The sequence below is a fragment of the Streptomyces roseirectus genome, assembly GCF_014489635.1.
Classification (GTDB): domain Bacteria; phylum Actinomycetota; class Actinomycetes; order Streptomycetales; family Streptomycetaceae; genus Streptomyces; species Streptomyces roseirectus.
In genome coordinates, this window is record NZ_CP060828.1 from 137,185 (window position 1) to 152,403 (window position 15,219).

The 15,219-nt window shown below is 72.8% G+C and carries 14 protein-coding genes; 3 read left to right on the forward strand and 11 right to left on the reverse strand.

Annotated elements, in window-relative coordinates:
* Positions 1-58 precede the first annotated feature (58 nt).
* The 4 genes from IAG44_RS00330 to IAG44_RS44645 form a co-directional block, all read right to left on the reverse strand.
* Entirely contained in the window at positions 59-2,284 is a 2,226-nt protein-coding gene (locus IAG44_RS00330; protein WP_187745119.1) for an MMPL family transporter, read from the reverse strand.
* A gap of 110 nt (positions 2,285-2,394) precedes the next feature.
* Positions 2,395-3,063: a response regulator gene (locus tag IAG44_RS00335; protein WP_187745120.1), complete on the reverse strand. Its 669-nt coding sequence runs from the start codon at positions 3,061-3,063 to the stop codon at positions 2,395-2,397.
* Complete coding sequence (locus IAG44_RS00340; protein WP_187745121.1) at positions 3,060-4,181, reverse strand: sensor histidine kinase; 1,122 nt, start codon at positions 4,179-4,181, stop codon at positions 3,060-3,062. Before IAG44_RS00340 ends, IAG44_RS00335 begins: the two co-directional genes overlap by 4 nt.
* A gap of 4 nt (positions 4,182-4,185) precedes the next feature.
* Complete coding sequence (locus IAG44_RS44645; RefSeq protein ID WP_425508413.1) at positions 4,186-4,386, reverse strand: phosphotransferase family protein; 201 nt, start codon at positions 4,384-4,386, stop codon at positions 4,186-4,188.
* Positions 4,387-4,709: 323 nt separating this feature from the next.
* Between IAG44_RS44645 and IAG44_RS00350 the strand changes: the two genes are divergently transcribed.
* Entirely contained in the window at positions 4,710-5,378 is a 669-nt protein-coding gene (locus IAG44_RS00350) for a response regulator transcription factor (protein ID WP_187745122.1), read from the forward strand.
* A gap of 61 nt (positions 5,379-5,439) precedes the next feature.
* On the opposite strand, the gene IAG44_RS00355 is transcribed toward IAG44_RS00350, so the two are convergent.
* Both IAG44_RS00355 and IAG44_RS00360 read right to left on the reverse strand, forming a co-directional pair.
* Positions 5,440-6,138 (reverse strand): ribonuclease domain-containing protein, encoded by a 699-nt coding sequence (locus IAG44_RS00355; protein ID WP_187745123.1) that lies wholly within the window; start codon positions 6,136-6,138, stop codon positions 5,440-5,442.
* A gap of 163 nt (positions 6,139-6,301) precedes the next feature.
* Positions 6,302-8,260 (reverse strand): CASTOR/POLLUX-related putative ion channel, encoded by a 1,959-nt coding sequence (locus IAG44_RS00360; protein WP_246561323.1) that lies wholly within the window; start codon positions 8,258-8,260, stop codon positions 6,302-6,304.
* 192 nt (positions 8,261-8,452) lie between these two features.
* On the opposite strand from IAG44_RS00360, the gene IAG44_RS00365 reads away from it, so the two are divergent.
* Positions 8,453-8,971 (forward strand): GNAT family N-acetyltransferase, encoded by a 519-nt coding sequence (locus IAG44_RS00365; protein WP_246561324.1) that lies wholly within the window; start codon positions 8,453-8,455, stop codon positions 8,969-8,971.
* A gap of 218 nt (positions 8,972-9,189) precedes the next feature.
* Here the strand turns inward: IAG44_RS00365 and IAG44_RS00370 are convergent, their stop codons facing one another.
* The 5 genes from IAG44_RS00370 to IAG44_RS00390 form a co-directional block, all read right to left on the reverse strand.
* A complete protein-coding gene (locus tag IAG44_RS00370) occupies positions 9,190-10,377 on the reverse strand; it encodes a S1 family peptidase (protein ID WP_187745124.1) in 1,188 nt (395 codons plus the stop codon).
* Positions 10,378-10,648: 271 nt separating this feature from the next.
* Positions 10,649-11,464: an ABC transporter ATP-binding protein gene (locus IAG44_RS00375; protein WP_187745125.1), complete on the reverse strand. Its 816-nt coding sequence runs from the start codon at positions 11,462-11,464 to the stop codon at positions 10,649-10,651.
* A gap of 23 nt (positions 11,465-11,487) precedes the next feature.
* Positions 11,488-12,270 carry an ABC transporter permease gene (locus tag IAG44_RS00380; protein WP_187745126.1) on the reverse strand — a complete coding sequence of 261 codons (783 nt, stop codon included), beginning with the start codon at positions 12,268-12,270 and terminating at the stop codon, positions 11,488-11,490.
* Between the two features lie 5 nt (positions 12,271-12,275).
* Complete coding sequence (locus IAG44_RS00385) at positions 12,276-13,085, reverse strand: ABC transporter permease (protein WP_187745127.1); 810 nt, start codon at positions 13,083-13,085, stop codon at positions 12,276-12,278.
* Entirely contained in the window at positions 13,082-14,056 is a 975-nt protein-coding gene (locus IAG44_RS00390) for an ABC transporter substrate-binding protein (RefSeq protein WP_187745128.1), read from the reverse strand. Before IAG44_RS00390 ends, IAG44_RS00385 begins: the two co-directional genes overlap by 4 nt.
* A 281-nt stretch (positions 14,057-14,337) precedes the next feature.
* Here IAG44_RS00390 and IAG44_RS00395 point away from each other — a divergent pair, with 281 nt between their 5' ends.
* Complete coding sequence (locus IAG44_RS00395; protein WP_187745129.1) at positions 14,338-15,168, forward strand: PaaX family transcriptional regulator; 831 nt, start codon at positions 14,338-14,340, stop codon at positions 15,166-15,168.
* Positions 15,169-15,219 lie beyond the last annotated feature (51 nt).

A 15,219-nucleotide genomic window follows, 5' to 3' on the forward strand; every position in this document is an offset into this window, starting at 1 on the left:
GACACCGGCTCTGAGACGCGTGCACGGCTTCCCGGTGGGTGGCGGGAAGCCGTGGGGCTCAGCTCTGGGCGGGGCGTTCGAGCGCGACTTCGGGCAGGCGGCGGGCGAGCGGGGCGGGCAGCCACCAGGCCCATCGGCCCATCAGCTGCATGAGCGCGGGGACGATCAGGCAGCGGATGACGAGGGCGTCCACCAGGATCGCGACCGCGAGGCCGAGGCCGAACTGCTGGAGCATCCGGTCGGCGCTCAGCATGAACGCGCCGAACACCACGATCATGATGGCCCCGGCCGCCGTGATGACCTTCCCGGTGGAGGCGAGCCCTTCCCTCACCGCGAGGGAGTGGTCCTTCGTTCGCTCCCACTCCTCGCGCATCCGCGAGACGAGGAACACCTCGTAGTCCATGGACAGCCCGAACACGATCGCGAAGACCAGCACCGGCAGGAACGCCTCGACCGGGCCCGGCTGCACCCCGAACGCGCCGTGCTGGAAGACGAGGGTCATGGCGCCGAGCGCGGCGGTGATGGACAGCAGGTTGAGCAGGGCCGCCTTGACGGGGATCAGGACCGACCGGAACACCAGCAGGAGCAGCAGCGAGGAGAGGCCGACGACGACGGCCACGAAGAGCGGCAGCCGCTTCGACACGGTGTCGGCGAAGTCCTGGGAGGCGGCGGTGGCTCCGCCGACGAGGAGGGTGGCGCCGGTGTCGTCCTTCACCCTCGGGGCGACGTCGTCGCGCAGCCGGTTCAGGAGGGCGGTGGTGCCCTCGTCCTGCGGCGCGGTGTCGGGGTGGACGATGACGGTGGCCAGGGCGCCGTCCTCGGAGAGGATCGCGGGGCTCGCGGCCGCGACGCCGTCGGTGGCGGCGAGGGCCGTGCGGACGGCCGCGCCGGTCGCGGCGCCGTCCTGCGCCGCTTGCGCTGTGTGGGCGACGGCGATCAGGGGGCCGTTGAAGCCGGGGCCGAAGCCCTCGGCGAGCAGGTCGTACGCCTTGCGTGAGGTCGTCGTCGCCGGGTCGTTGCCCGCGTCGGCGAAGCCGAGGCGCATGCCGAGGGCCGGGGCGGACAGGGCGAGCAGCGCGAGGACGGCGACCATGAGGGACGGCAGCGGGCGGCGCTGCACGGCCGAGGCGAGGGCCCGCCAGCGGCGGCCCTCGGCGGCACCCTTGGCCGAGGCTCGCTCGGCGTGACTGAGGACGTGCCGCTGGATGCGGCGGCCGAAGAGCGCCAGCAGCGCGGGCAGCAGGAGCAGCGAGGCGGCCATGGTGGTCAGCACGGTCAGGGCCAGCGCGAGGGCCACGCCCTGGAGCGAGCCGAGGCCGAGGGCGACCAGGCCGAGGAGGGCGATGATCACGGTGCAGCCGGCGAAGAACACGGTGCGTCCGGCGGCGTCCAGGGCCGTGCGGCCGGCCGTGTCCGGGTCCGCGCCCCGGGTGAGTTCGTGCCGGTAGCGGTAGAAGATCAGCAGGGCGTAGTCGACGCCGACGCCGAGTCCGACGAGCATCGTGATGGGCGGGGTGAAGTCGGCGACGGTGAAGACGTGCGAGGCCAGCACGATCAGGCCGAGCGCCGAGCCGACCGCGAACAGGGCCGTCAGCAGCGGTACGGCGGCCGCCACCAGGGAGCCGAAGAGCAGCCCGAGGATGACCAGGGCGGCGACGACGCCGGCCAGTTCCGCGACCGGGCTGCCCTTCTCCTCGGCGCCCCGCACGGCCTCGCCGCCGGCCTCGACCCGCAGGCCGTCCGTCCCGGCGGCGCGCGCGGTGTCGATGATCGCGGCGACGTCCTCCTTGGGCACCGCCTCGGCCTTCGCGTCGAGGGTGACGGTGGCGTAGCCGATGGTGCCGTCCTCGGAGACGGCGGCGGTGTCGGTGTAGGGGCTGCGCACCTCGGCGACGCCGGGCAGCCGGGCGACCTCGGCGAGCATCCTGGTGACGGCCGCCTCGGCGGCGGCGATGCCGCGTTCGTCCTTGAGGACGATCTCGACGCTGTCGCCGGCCTGGGCCGAGCCGTGCTGGGTGAGCAGGTCGGTGGCGGCCTGGGAGTCGGTGCCGGGGAGGGCGAAGTCGTTCTCGTAGGCGGAGCCGGCGGCCCGCGAGCCGAGGGTGACCGCGATGAGGACGGCGAGCCAGATCAGCAGGGCGGTCCGGCGGTGGCGCTGCGCCCAGCCGGCGAGGTGCGCGAACCGGCCGGTGGGCGGGAGCGGGCCGCGCGGGGAGGGGCCGGGTGGCTGCCTCGGCTTCGGTTGGACGTGCGTCGCCCCGTCCGGGGAGGGTGGTGTGGTCATGGCGTCGATCGTGCCCGCGCGGTGGGGGCCGGATCGTCGGCCTGCGGCTGACACCTCGCGTACCTCCCCTGGGGTACGCCGCCGTCGTCGCCGTACCCCAGGGGTTGCTGTCAGCCGGTGGGCCGGCCCGGGGTGACGAGGCCGGACTCGTAGGCGAGGACGACGACCTGGGAGCGGTCGCGCGCGCCGAGTTTCGTCATGATCCGGCTGACGTGGGTCTTGGCCGTGGACGGGGACAGGACGAGGCGGGCGGCGATCTCGTCGTTGGTGAGGCCGGCCGCGACCAGCCGCATGACCTCGCGTTCCCGGCTGGTGAGGGCGTCGAGGCGGGCGTCGGGGCGCGGGCCGTCGGCGCGGCCGGCGAACTCGGCGATGAGCCGCCGGGTGACGGACGGGCTGATCAGGGCGTCGCCCCGGGCGGCGACGCGGACCGCGTGCAGCAGTTCCTCCGGTTCGGTGTCCTTGACCAGGAAGCCGGTCGCGCCGGCGCGCAGCGCCCCGTACACGTAGTCGTCGAGGTCGAAGGTGGTCAGGATGACGACCTTCACCGCGGCCAGGCGTTCGTCGGCGGCGATCGCGCGGGCGGCTTCGAGGCCGTCCATGCCGGGCATGCGGACGTCCATCAGGACGACGTCCGGGGCGAGTTCGCGGCAGGCCGCGAGGGCGGCGTGGCCGTCGGCGGCCTCGCCGACCACCTCGATGTCGTCCTCGTCGGCGAGGATGGAGCCGAATCCGGCCCGGACGAGTCGCTGGTCGTCGGCCAGCAGGACCCTGATCATCGGTCGCTCCCCTGTGTCGGCTGGGCGGTACTGCGGTAGGGCAGTCTGGCGCGGACGGTGAATCCGCCCGCGGGGCGTGGTCCGGCGGTCAGGTCACCGCCCAGGGTCCGGGCCCGTTCGGTCATGCCGGCGATGCCGGTGCCGGTGTTCTGCTCGCGGGGTACCGTGCCCGGTCCATCGTCCTCGACGGTCAGGGTCAACTGCCCGTCGCCGTAGGCGAGGTGGACGTCGACGTGGCCGGCGCCGCTGTGCCGGGCGGCGTTGGTCAGGGACTCCTGCACGATGCGGTACGCGGCCAGGTCGACCGGTGCGGGCAGCGGGCGTTCGGTGCCGGTCCGCGCGATGCGCACGGCGAGTCCGGCGGGCTCGGCCGCGTCCGCGAGGTCCTGGAGGCGGGCGAGTCCCGGTGCGGGGGACGTGGGCGCCGCTTCGTCGGCCTGGCGCAGGACGCCGAGGGTGGCCCGCAGCTCCCGCAGGGCCTCCTTGCTGCCCGCCTTGATCGCGCCCAGCGCCTCTTCGGCCTGCGCGGGGTCCTTCTTCAGCCGGTGCAGGGCCGCGCTCGCCTGCACGTTGACCATCGAGATGTGATGACCGATGACGTCATGCAGGTCACGCGCGATCCGCAGCCGTTCCTCGGTCGCCCTCAACCGCGCCACCTCCTCGGCATGCGCCGCCCGGCCGTGCCGCACAGTCCCCAACGCCACAACAGCAACAAGCCACCCGGCCAGCATGAACACCGCCGTCCCACTGATGTCCCCACCCCCAAAACTAGCCCCGAACACCCCACCCACCATCGCCCCCGCCACCGCGACGGCATCCCACAACCGCCCGCCTGCGGCAAGCGCGTACAGCGCCACGACCGGCACCACCACCAACGGCCCGTCGGTGTCGCTCACCAGGTAGTAAGCGCCGGTCGCAAGCGCCGTGAACCACCCCACAGCCACCGGATACCGACGCCTGTACGGCAGAGCCGCACACACCACCACAACAAACACCCACGCCCCGAACTCCGCCCGCCCCTCCCCCACTTGCCGCCCCTCGGCGAACGCCACCAGCCCGAACGTGCCGAGCGCGAGCACGGCATCGGCGTTGACACGGAGACGATCGGAAAGGGACACGCGGTCATTGTGCCCGCCCCGGTGAGCAGGGTGCGCCGTTCCAGCCGCTCACCGGCGCGCGCAGGCGACAGCCGGCGATCATCACCTGAAGGCACCCGACGTCCTCCAGCGGGCTCCCCGGTGCGGCCAGGTCGAAGTCGATGAAGGCGGCCGGCATCTCGTCCCGGAAGACGGTGTTGTTCGGTCCCAGGTCGTGATGGCACACCACCTGGTGCCGGCCGACGAGAGCACTCCCCCCAGGCCGCGTCGTGCAGGGCCCGCGCCAAGCCCGCGGCCGCGGCGGTGAACGGTGAGGCGGGGGATGCGGGGCGGCGGACCGTGTCGCCGATGCGGACGACACCGGCCGTGAGGCGACCGCCTTGGAGGGGGACCGGCTCGTCGGTGGTTCCGGACACTTCACCCGTCTCTTTCCGCAGCTCAGCGCGGGTACTCGGTAGAACCACCGATGGCGGGGGCGGAACCCCGGGTCGATGCTCCCTGGGAGGTGGCCGGGGCGGGACGGTGCCGTCTGGTGAAGGAGAGGGACGCATGGACGACATCCTGCTGGTCGAGGATGACGAGATGATTCGTGAGGCGGCGCGGCTCACGTTGGAGGCGCGGGGGTTCGGGGTGCGTACGGCGGGTGACGGGGTGCGGGGGCTGGAGTTGTTCCGGGAGCGCAGTCCTGGTGTGGCGGTCGTCGACATCATGTTGCCGGGGCTGAACGGGGTCAGTCTGGCGAGCCGGATCCGGGAGGAGTCGGGGGTGCCGGTGCTGCTGATCTCGGCGCGGACGGACCCGGTGGACGTGGTGATGGGGCTGGAGGCGGGGGCGGACGACTATCTGACCAAGCCGTTCGACGGGCCGGTGCTGATCGCCCGGGTCCGTTCGCTGCTGCGCCGGGCGGCGCGGGCCGAGGCGTCCGCCAGCCCCGTCCCGCTGCGCTTCGGCGATCTCCTCTTCTGCCCGCAGACCCTGAACGTCCGCCGGGACGGCCGTCTCCTCGCCCTGACCACGACGGAGCTGAAGCTGCTGCGGGAGTTCACCTCGGCGGTCGGCACGGTCCTCACCCGGGACGTGCTCCTGGAGCGGGTGTGGGACTACGCCTGGTGCGGCGACCCCCGGGTGGTGGACATCCACATCCAGCGGCTGCGCGCGAAGATCGGCCGGGACCGGATCGAGACGGTACGGGGCTTCGGCTACAAGCTGCGCGCCTGAGCCGGCGCCCGGCGAGCAGGACGCCCGCCCCGGTCAGGGCGTCCTCCTGCCGGCGTCCGGACTACCAGCGCCCGAGGTAGTGGAACGAGCCGTAGTGGTCGAACGTCGCGTAGACGTGGCCGTTGCGGACGTTGCGGACGATGCGCTCCCGGCCCCGGATGTGGTTGTCGCCGGCCCAGGCGTGGATGTCGTACTCGCGGTAGACGTCGTTGGAGCCCGCCGCGTCGCTCGCCCAGACGTGGTGGGACCGCTCCAGGTTCTGCACCCGCTGCTCGCGGTCCTGGAAGACGCCGCCGTAGACGATGTACCAGCGCTGCGGGACCCGGCCGCTGCCGGTCTCGAAGTGGTACCAGGCGCGGGCGTTCGGGTTCGTGTCGCTGGGCCAGCCCCGCCCGGGGAAGCCGTTCTGGCCGCGCATCACGAGGTGGAGGCGGTCACCGGGGGCGTTGCTGACGCCCTCGACGTTCCAGAAGTCGGCCGCGGTGGTGGCGCCCCGCCACTGCTCCTCGGTGACGCCGGCGGGCCGCGAGTGGCGGGCCGGGAGCTGGTCCCCGCTCGGTCCCGGCGCCGGGCACGTCTGGTTGGGGATGGTCTCGCAGCTGGGCGTCGAGGCGGCGTGCGCGGTGGCGGACAGGCCGAGTCCGCCGGCGGTGACGCCGAGCAGCATGGCCGTGATCCCGGCCTTGCGGGCGTGGGCGCGCAGCCGGGACGTCAGAGAGCGCTTGACGCGCGGGGTCTCCACTGCCTCGGTCGAGGACATGGGGGCTCCTTGGGACGGTGTCGGATTCCGGCCGGGACGAGCGTGCCCCGGCCGGGCACCAGAAGACCGGCCGAACATCTCAGTGACCCGGCGGCCGGATCACAAGTGGCCCCCGGAGATCGTGTACGGCCGTTACAGAGCCGTCGGACCGCGCGCCGCCCTTTCACGGGGAGACACCGGCCTCCGGCACGCTCGGGGGCGCGTCCCCCGCCCCGCGCCCGGGTCGCATCCCGGGCACCCGAGGGTCGTGGACGGAGGGCTCGGCCCGCCCCGCGGTCAGCACCAGCACCTCGTCCTCGGCGCCCCACACCCGCCGCCGGGACGCACCCGGGCACAGCAGGACGCTCCCGGTGTGGGCGCGGTAGCCGATCGCGCACTCCCCCCGCCTCAGCGCCGCCGCGACGACCGTCGCGAAGGAGGCGTCCCGGCCGGGCAGCACGTACCGGTCGGCCCCGCGCAGCGCGAGTGCCCCGCCGCGCACGGCGAAGATCTCGTCGAACACGGCGGCCAGTTCGGGGTGGTGGACGATCTGCGCCATCAGCAGGGCGGTGAGTTCGCCCCGGACGACGACGTCGCAGGCCCGGCCGCGCGGGGCGATGCGTCCGCTGCGGTGGTCGCGCATCTCGGCCACCACGGGCAGCACCCGCCGCGTCCGCTCCTCCCGGGCCCGCAGGAGCAGCATGCTCAGCAGCGTCCGGTCGTCGGACCGCTCCGGGTGGGTCTCGTGGTCCGCGCCGAGGGCGATGACGCCGTCGTAGGCGGCGAGGTCGAGCGTGTCGAAGGTCTCGGGGGCGGCCGGGTCGGCGTCGCGGTGCGTGACGCGCAGCGGCGAGGGGTGCTCGCTATCCGTTCGTGGGTCGTCGGTGGTGACGATGTCGAGGGTGGCGCCGGGGCGCGCGGTGCGGTGCAGGAGGTCCACGATCAGGGGTGCGCGGCGGTTCCAGCCCAGGAGCAGGAGCCGGGCGGGAGGGGTGGTCCGGGGCCGGGGTGTGGCGATGGCCGCCGTGTCGACCGGGGCGCGGCGGTCGCCGAGGGCTGCGGGGCGGTCGTCGTGGGCGACGGTCACCAGCCGGTCGCCGGCCGTGAGGACGGTGTCCGGCGCGGGGGTGAGCAGCGGGGTGCCGTCCGCCCGCAGGAGTCCGACGGCGCAGGCCGTCTCCAGGCGCAGCGCCACGTCGTCGAAGGGCAGCCCCGCCGCGTGGGGGACGTCGCTGATGTGGAACTCGGCGCCGGAGAAGTCGAGGAGGTCGCGCAGCACGGACGGCATCGCGGGGTGTCCGGCGGACTGCAGGAGGAGGCGCGCGGTGGTCCGGTCGGTCTCCAGGACGGTGCCGCGTGGCCCGGCGGCCAGGCGCGCGGCCGGCAGATGGCGTCCGTCGTGCACGGCGGCCACCACGCGCGGGCCGTGCTCGGCGGGCAGCAGGGTGCGCAGGGCCAGCAGGGTCCGGACGACGGTGAGGTCGCCGTCGGTGTCCTCGGCGGGCAGGACGGTCACCGTCCGTGCCGTGCCCGGTGCGACCAGGGCCAGGGCGTCGGGGTCGGTGGGTGGTCCGCAGCGGCATTCCAGGCGGACGCCGGGCGGGGAGCCGACGGTGTGGGTGAGGGCTCTCTCCATGGTGGCGGGGTCGTGGTCGGCGAGGACGGTGATGACGTGCCGGGTGCCGACGGGGCGGGCGGCGATCAGTTCGGCGACGAGGGGGAAGATCTGGTCGGACCAGCCGAGGACCACGGTGTGGCCCTGTTCCAGGATGCGTGAGCGGCCTCGGCGCAGCTCCGTGAGCCGGTCCCCGAGGCCGGTGGTGACGACGCCGATGACCGTGGACACGCACAGCAGCGCGATCAGCCCGAGCAGCACGGACAGCACCATGCGGGTCGGGGCGCCGGTCGCCACGCCGAGGCGCAGCGTCTCCGCGCTGACCCGCCACACCTGGGTGAGCCGGCCGGACAGGGAGTGCGGGGCCGCCGGGTCCGTCCACACCAGCAGCGCGCTGACGGGGACGACGACCGCGAGGCAGCTCAGGGCCAGCCAGCCGAGCAGGGTCGCCGTGCTGCGGGCCAGCGTCCTGTCGAACAGGTACCGCAGCCGCTGGTGCACCGCCGTCCGCTCCTGTGGCCGTCCCACGCCCGCTCCCCGCTGTCCGCTCCTGCCCGTGAAGACCGAAGCGTGCCCTCCCCGGGTGCCCCGACACGCCGTTCCACCGGCACTTTCACTCTTTCGTGCGGCCGGCGCCCCGCGGAAAACCGCTGGCGCTGCGCCGCGTGGCCCGTGAGGATCGGCAGCCGGTGTCCGGCAGTCGGCGGAAAGGGGGCCGGCGTGACCGGTCGGGTGGAGGTGCGGCGGGTGGACGAGGACAGCCTCGAAGGGCTCCTCGCGGTGGCGGTCGAGGACGCGGCACCCGAGGAGGTGATGCCCCCGGTGGCCGGTCCGCCCGGGTGGACGGCGCTGCGGCGGGACGCCTTCCGGGACTGGCACCGCTCCCGGTTCCCCGGGCTCGCGGGCCCGCTCGGGGAGTCCACGTTCACGGTCGTCGACGACGGTGTGCCCGTGGGGTCGGCGCGGCTGGCCCTGCGCGGTGAGGGCGTCCTCGAGACCGGGATGTGGCTGGGGCGTTCCCATCGGGGGCGCGGCATCGGCACGGCCGCTCTGCGCCTGCTCCTCGACGAGGCCGCGCGGGCCGGTGCGCGGGTCGTGGTCGCGGACACCACGGCGGACAACTCGGCGGCGCTCGGTGTCCTGCGCCGGAGCGGTGCGGCGCTGACGGCGGGCCGGGAGAGCGGCGATGTTCTTGCCGAACTGACGCCGGTGAAGGTGTTTCCGCCGCGCCTTCGATAAATCCGGCCGTGTGGAGGAAACCGGCCGTGTATATGCCGGGGGCGTTTTTTACCGGGGGCATTTTCGCTGAATTCCCTCGCGGCTGCTCGTCACACCGCTGTTTCTTTTCCGTGAATGTTCCGTGTAAATGTTATGTGCATTCGCCACGGACCATCACATGACGCAACGGGGCCGGCCTTGTGCAGGCCGGCCCCGTGCTCATGTCGTCACCTTGTGGATCAGGCGGTGTTGAGGGTGAGCCCGTAGAACGACAGGGCGTCGTCGAGGGGCTGGAAGTAGGAGGAGCCGGGCGAGTTCACCGAGCCGTTGCAGCGCTGGCTCGCGGGGCCGCCCGAGGTCATGCCCTGGGCCTGGTTGCCGGAGATGTAGGCGCCGCCGCTGTCGCCGCCCTGGGTGCAGACGGACGAGCTGCCGAGGCCGGTGACGACGGTGTCGGGGCCGCCGTTGGGGTCGGAGTAGGTGACGGACACGTTGTACGAGGTGACGCGTCCGCAGGTCCAGTTGGTGGTGCGGCCCGCCTTGCACAGCGTGGCCCCGGACGCCGCGCGCCGGCTGCCGGAGACCGTGGGTTCGGTGGCCCGGCCGTAGGTGTTGACCACGGTGTCGATGGAGTTGCCCGAGTCGAGGCGGGCGATGCCCATGTCGACGCTGCGGCTGCCCGACGCGAAGCGGGTGTTGGTGCCCTGTGCGAAGCGGCTGCCCTGGTAGCTGAGCACGGGGAGGTCTTCGATGCAGTGCCCGGCGGTGACCAGGTACTGGCGGCCCGAGGAGTCACGGGCGCCGAAGCCGACGGAGCAGACGAAGCCGTTGAAGGCCATCTCGGAGCCCGGCTTGATGACGGCCTGCGGCACGAGTTCCTGCTGGTCGGCCACGACGCGGACGGCGTCGCCGTGCGCCCGCGCCGCCTTCAGGAAGGAGCGGGCCGCGGGGGTGGCGGCGTCGTTGACCTTGACGGTCACCGTGTCGGTGGCGAGGTCGACTCCCCAGGAGCTGATGCCGGCGGGCGTGGTGTTGAGCGCCGACGCGTCCAACTGGGCCTTGATCTTGTTGAGTTCGCTCTCGCCGTGGCGCGTGGTGCGGGCGTGCAGCCCCGCGTCGGTGAGCCGGCGGGCCGCCTGCGTGTTCTCCGCGTTGACGACGAGTTGGCCCTTCGCGTCGAAGAACGCCCCGTCCGTGGCGACGCCCTTGCGCTCCAGCGCGGTGAGGGTGGTCTGCTGGGACGTCTCGTGGTCGAGGCGTTCGGCGGCGGCTCTCTGGCTGACGCCGAGCGAGGAGGCCAGGGCGCTGAGCATGGCCGGGTCGTAGTGGCCCTCGGGGGAGGCCGCCGCCTGGGCGCCCGAGACCGTCAGGGAGGAGAGGAGAACGGCGGCACCGAGCGCCGCGAGGGTTTTCCGGGAGATGCGCAAGGGTTGTTCCTTCCGGATTACCGGACGGACGGCCGCGAACAGTGGGGGGTTCGGAAAAAGGCATGGGGGTTCCCTTTTCCTGATGACCGTCGTCCGACGGATCGCCGTTTCCGGCGACCGCCCCCGAATCCTGACCGAATGACACTGGACATGACAAGAGAAAAGATCGCGCTGTCTCCAGTTGTCGGGAAAACCCTCGCTCTCATTGCCGACCGGTCGAATCCAAATCCCCCTTTGCCGGAATTTTCCCGCCCCGCCGGGCGGGAGTCCGTCAGGGCCGCGTCGTGACGGCCTCGGCACCGGGGTCGGGGTGGCGTTCGCGCTTGGCCCGCTGGATCTGCTCGTAGACGCGGGCGCGCAGCTCGGCGAACCGGGGCGCGGAGCGGGTGTGGAGCTGGTCGCGTGCGTCGGGGAGGTCGATGCGCAGGTCCTCGCGCACCACGGTCGGGGACGAGGACAGCACGATCGTGCGCTGGCCGAGGTAGACGGCCTCGTCGATGTCGTGGGTGACGAACAGGACGGTGACGCCGAGGTCGCGCCACAGCCGGCGGACCAGGTCCTCCAGGTCGGCGCGGGTCTGCGCGTCGACGGCGGCGAACGGCTCGTCCATCAGGAGCACTTCGGGCTCGTAGGCGACCGCGCGCGCGATGGCGACGCGCTGCTGCATGCCGCCGGAGAGCTGCCAGGGGTAGGCGTCGTGGGTGTCGCCGAGGCCGACGACGTCGAGGGCGCGCTCGACCAGTTCCGTCTGGCGGGCCTTGCCGAGCTTCTTGCGGCGCAGCGGCAGGGCGACGTTCTGGCGGACGGTCATCCAGGCGAACAGGGAGCGGCCGTACTCCTGGAAGACGACGGCCATGCCCGGCGGCGGGCCGCTGATCGGCCTGCCCTTCAGGCGCACCTCGCCGCCGGTGGGGTCGAGCAGCCCCGACACGCATTTGAGGAGCGTCGTCTTGCCGCAGCCGGACGGGCCGACCAGGCAGACGAGTTCGCCCGCGTCGAGGGAGAAGGTGATGTCGCGCAGGGCCTCGACCGTGCGGCCGCGCCCGGCGTAGGTCTTGTTCAGGCTGCGGATGTCGAGCAGGGACATGGGTGCCTCCGGGGGCCTGTCGGTCAGGAGTCGCGCTGGGCCCGGCGCAGACCGTGGTACCAGGCCAGGACCCGGTTCTCCGCGAACCGGAAGAGCAGGGAGAGGAGGAAGCCGAGCAGTCCGAGCAGCAGGACGCCGCTCCACATCTCGGGGATCGCGAACGAGCGCTGGAACTGGACGATGGTGAAGCCGAGTCCGTTGCTGGCGGCGAACATCTCGCTGATGACCATGAGGATGATGCCGATGGACAGGGCCTGGCGCATGCCGGTGACGATCTGCGGGCTCGCCGAGGGCAGCACCAGGTGCCACAGCCGGGACGCCCCGGTGACGCCGTAGGAGCGGCAGGTGTCGTCGAGGACGGCGTCGACGGCGCGCACGCCCTCGACCGTGTTCAGCAGGATCGGCCACACGCAGCCGCTCGCCACGACGATGATCTTCATGGTGTCGCCGATGCCCGCGAACAGCATGATCACCGGCACCAGGACGGGCGGCGGGATGGCCCGCAGGAGTTCGAGGACCGGCTCCAGCAGGTCACGCAGGACCCGGTGCGTGCCGACGGCGAGCCCGAGGGCGATGCCGACGGCCGTGGCGAGCAGGTAGCCGGCGGTGAGCCGCAGGAGGCTGGGCACGACGTCCGACCGCAGCCGGTCCGGCGTCCAGACCTCGGTGAACTTCTCCAGGATCGTTTCGAGCGGCGGCAGGTAGAAGTCGGTGCTGCCGGCGCTGGCGAACCACCACGTGGCGAGCAGCGCCACGGGCAGGGTCACGGCGAGCAGGACGCGGCGCAGGGCGCCTCGGACGGACATGGGGGCTACCTCTCGGTCCGCTGGGACTGGTGCCAGTGCAGGACCCGGCGCTCGACCGCCCGTGCCGCCAGGTTGACCGCGACGCCGATCAGGCCGGTGGTGAGCACCAGCGCGTACACCTGGGGCACGGCTCCCGAGGACTGGGCGACGGCCAGTTGCTGCCCGAGGCCGGGGGCGCCGATGACGAGTTCGGCGGTGACCGCGAGCACGAGCGCCACGGTCGCGGCCAGCCGTATCCCCGTCATGACGTAGGGCAGCGCGGTGGGCCACAGGAGGTACCGGATCCGGTACCAGGTGCCCAGCCGGTAGCTGCGGGCGGTGTCGTCGGCGACCGGGTCGACGTCCTGGAGGCCGGCGAGGACCTGCACGAACACCTGCCAGAACGACGCGTACACCACGAGCAGCAGTTTCGAGCGCAGGTCGGTGCCGTAGAGCAGGACGGCCACGGGCACCAGCGCGACGGACGGGATGGGCCGCAGGAACTCGACGGTGGAGGCGGTCGCCGCGCGCAGCAGGGGCACCGACCCGATGACCACGCCCGCCACCACCCCGCCGCCGACCGCGAGGGCGAGGCCGAGGCCCCAGCCGGTCAGGGTGTCGCCGACCGCGCTCCAGTAGGCGCGCTCGCCGAGCATCGTCCACAGGGCGCGGCCCGTCGTGGAGGCAGGGGGGAGGTAGTCGGGCGAGACGGCGGGGGTGCGCGGCAGGATCTCCAGGACGGCCACGAGGGCGGCGAGTCCGGCGAGGCCGCGCAGGGCGGCGGGGCTGGGGAGCGGGCCGCGCCGGGGTATGTTGCCCAGGTGCGCGGTGGTCATGAGAACAGCGCCCCGATGTCCGGCTTCTTGTCGCCGAAGATGCCGTCGCGCTCGCCGAGTCCGGCCAGTTTCTCCAGGGAGGCGTGGTCCACGGCGGCGGGCCAGGCGGGGAGGATCAGCTTGTCCAGGACGTCGCCGCTGATCTTGGTGTAGGCGGTGAGGGTCTGGCGTGCCTCGTCCGGGTGGGCGGAGGCGTACTGCAACGACTCGTTCATCGCCTCGGTGAACCGCTTCACCAGGTCCGGGTTCTGCTGCGCGATCTTCGTGGAGGTGAAGTAGGTCGCGACGGTCAGCTTGGGGTCGGTCTCGGCGAAGGGCGAGGCGACGATACGGGCGCCCTGGGCCTTGGCGATGGTCTGGGAGGGCTCGCCCATCCAGGCGGCGTCCACCCGGCCGTCGTCGAGCGCGGCCGGCATCTGGTCGAAGGGGATCTCGGCGAACTTGACCTTCGAGGGGTCTCCCCCGGCCTTGCGGACCGATTCGCGGACGGTCGTGTCGCCGATGTTCTGGAGGGTGTTGACGGCGACGGTGCGGCCGGCGAGCTGCTTGGCCGAGGTGACGGGGCTGTCCTTCTTCACGAGGACGGCGGTGACGTCGCCGCCCACCTTGCCGTTGGTGGTCGCGCCGTTCGCGACCGACTTGACGGGCACGCCCTTGGTCTGGGCGAGCATGAGGGAGGTGGTGTTGCTGAACCCGAACTGGAACTGTCCGCTCACCACACCGGGGATGATCGCGGCGCCGCCCTGCGCGGTGACCATCTTGAGGTCGATGCCGCGACCGGCGAAGAAGCCCCGCTTCTGGCCGAGGTACAGCGGCGCCACGTCGACGATCGGGATGACGCCCACCGTGACGCTGGTCTTGCCGCCGCTGGTCTGCGGGGCGGTGTTGTCGCCGGAGTCCGACGAGCCGCAGCCGGCGAGGGCGGCGGCGGACACAGCGGCCAGGGCAAGCCACACCGTGCGCCTGTGCATGGGCTCCTCCTTGAGAAGAACGGAACGTGAGGGACCGTCACGGGGGAAGGAAGACGGCCGTGTCGGGGATGTCCGTGCCGACCGGATCGGCGACGGCTGTGAGGCCGGGAGAACCGCGCAGACGTCGGAGCCGAACAGCTCCGCAACGTTGTGCACTTACTTGACGCCCGCAATCTACACACCTACTTTCTCCGTGTCAGTCCCCTCGTACGAATTCGTCTCCCGCCCCTCCACCCCGAGGAGCCACGGCCCATGACCCACCCGCACCCGCCGCAGCGGTGATGGCCTCCCCCGCCGACGCGGACCGCCAGGCACGCCCGCAGTCCCTCCTGCTGACCTTCTTCGGCAACCACCTCCTGGACGAGGAACCGCTGTGCGTCTACTCGGGAAGCGTCATCGACGTCCTCGCCCGCACGGGCGTCGGCGAACACGCGGTGCGCTCCACGCTCAGCCGCATGGTCAACCGGGGGCTGCTGCTGCGCCGCCGGCAGGGGCGGCGCATGTACTTCGGCCTCACCCCGCTCACCGCCCAGATCCTGCGCGACGGCAGACGCCGGATCTGGGAGACCAGCGCCGTCAACGACGACTGGGACGGCACCTGGACCCTGCTCGGCTTCTCCCTGCCCGACGCGTGGCAGAGCCGGCGGCACGACCTGCGCTCCCGGCTCGCCTGGTCGGGCTTCGGCTCGCTCTACAACGGGCTGTGGATCGCGCCGGGCCACGTCGACGTGTCGGCCGTCGTCGCCGAACTGGACCTCTCGGCGCACGTCAAGGTCTTCCACGCCCGCGCCGACGCGTCGACCGACATCCGCCTGATGGTCCGTGACACCTGGGACCTCGACTCCCTGGCCGCCCGCTACACCGCCTTCACCGCCCGCTGGACGGCCCCCGAGTGGTCCGCCTCCGACGCCATCGCCGTCCGCCTGCGCCTGGTCAGCGAATGGCTCGGCATCATCCGCTCCGACCCCCGCCTGCCCGGCCCCCACCTCCCCGCCGACTGGCCCGCCCGCGCCGCCGAGACCACGTTCCACCGCGTCGCCACCGAGACCGAGACCCCGGCCCGCGCACTGGCGTCCGCCATCCTCGACACGATCCCCCTGAACCCGGCCTGAACCCGGCACGGGCCGGGGAGTTGATCCGGGCGGCGGTCGTCCTGCCCGAGG

What these genes read in the sequence shown, in the direction of transcription:
- IAG44_RS00330 (WP_187745119.1), bottom strand. Translation starts at nt 2,284, where the DNA reads ATGACCACACCACCCTCCCCGGACGGGGCGACGCACGTCCAACCGAAG.
- IAG44_RS00335 (WP_187745120.1), bottom strand. Translation starts at nt 3,063, where the DNA reads ATGATCAGGGTCCTGCTGGCCGACGACCAGCGACTCGTCCGGGCCGGA.
- IAG44_RS00350 (WP_187745122.1), top strand. Translation starts at nt 4,710, where the DNA reads ATGGACGACATCCTGCTGGTCGAGGATGACGAGATGATTCGTGAGGCG.
- IAG44_RS00355 (WP_187745123.1), bottom strand. Translation starts at nt 6,138, where the DNA reads ATGTCCTCGACCGAGGCAGTGGAGACCCCGCGCGTCAAGCGCTCTCTG.
- IAG44_RS00375 (WP_187745125.1), bottom strand. Translation starts at nt 11,464, where the DNA reads ATGTCCCTGCTCGACATCCGCAGCCTGAACAAGACCTACGCCGGGCGC.
- IAG44_RS00380 (WP_187745126.1), bottom strand. Translation starts at nt 12,270, where the DNA reads ATGTCCGTCCGAGGCGCCCTGCGCCGCGTCCTGCTCGCCGTGACCCTG.
- IAG44_RS00385 (WP_187745127.1), bottom strand. Translation starts at nt 13,085, where the DNA reads ATGACCACCGCGCACCTGGGCAACATACCCCGGCGCGGCCCGCTCCCC.
- IAG44_RS00390 (WP_187745128.1), bottom strand. Translation starts at nt 14,056, where the DNA reads ATGCACAGGCGCACGGTGTGGCTTGCCCTGGCCGCTGTGTCCGCCGCC.
- IAG44_RS00395 (WP_187745129.1), top strand. Translation starts at nt 14,338, where the DNA reads ATGGCCTCCCCCGCCGACGCGGACCGCCAGGCACGCCCGCAGTCCCTC.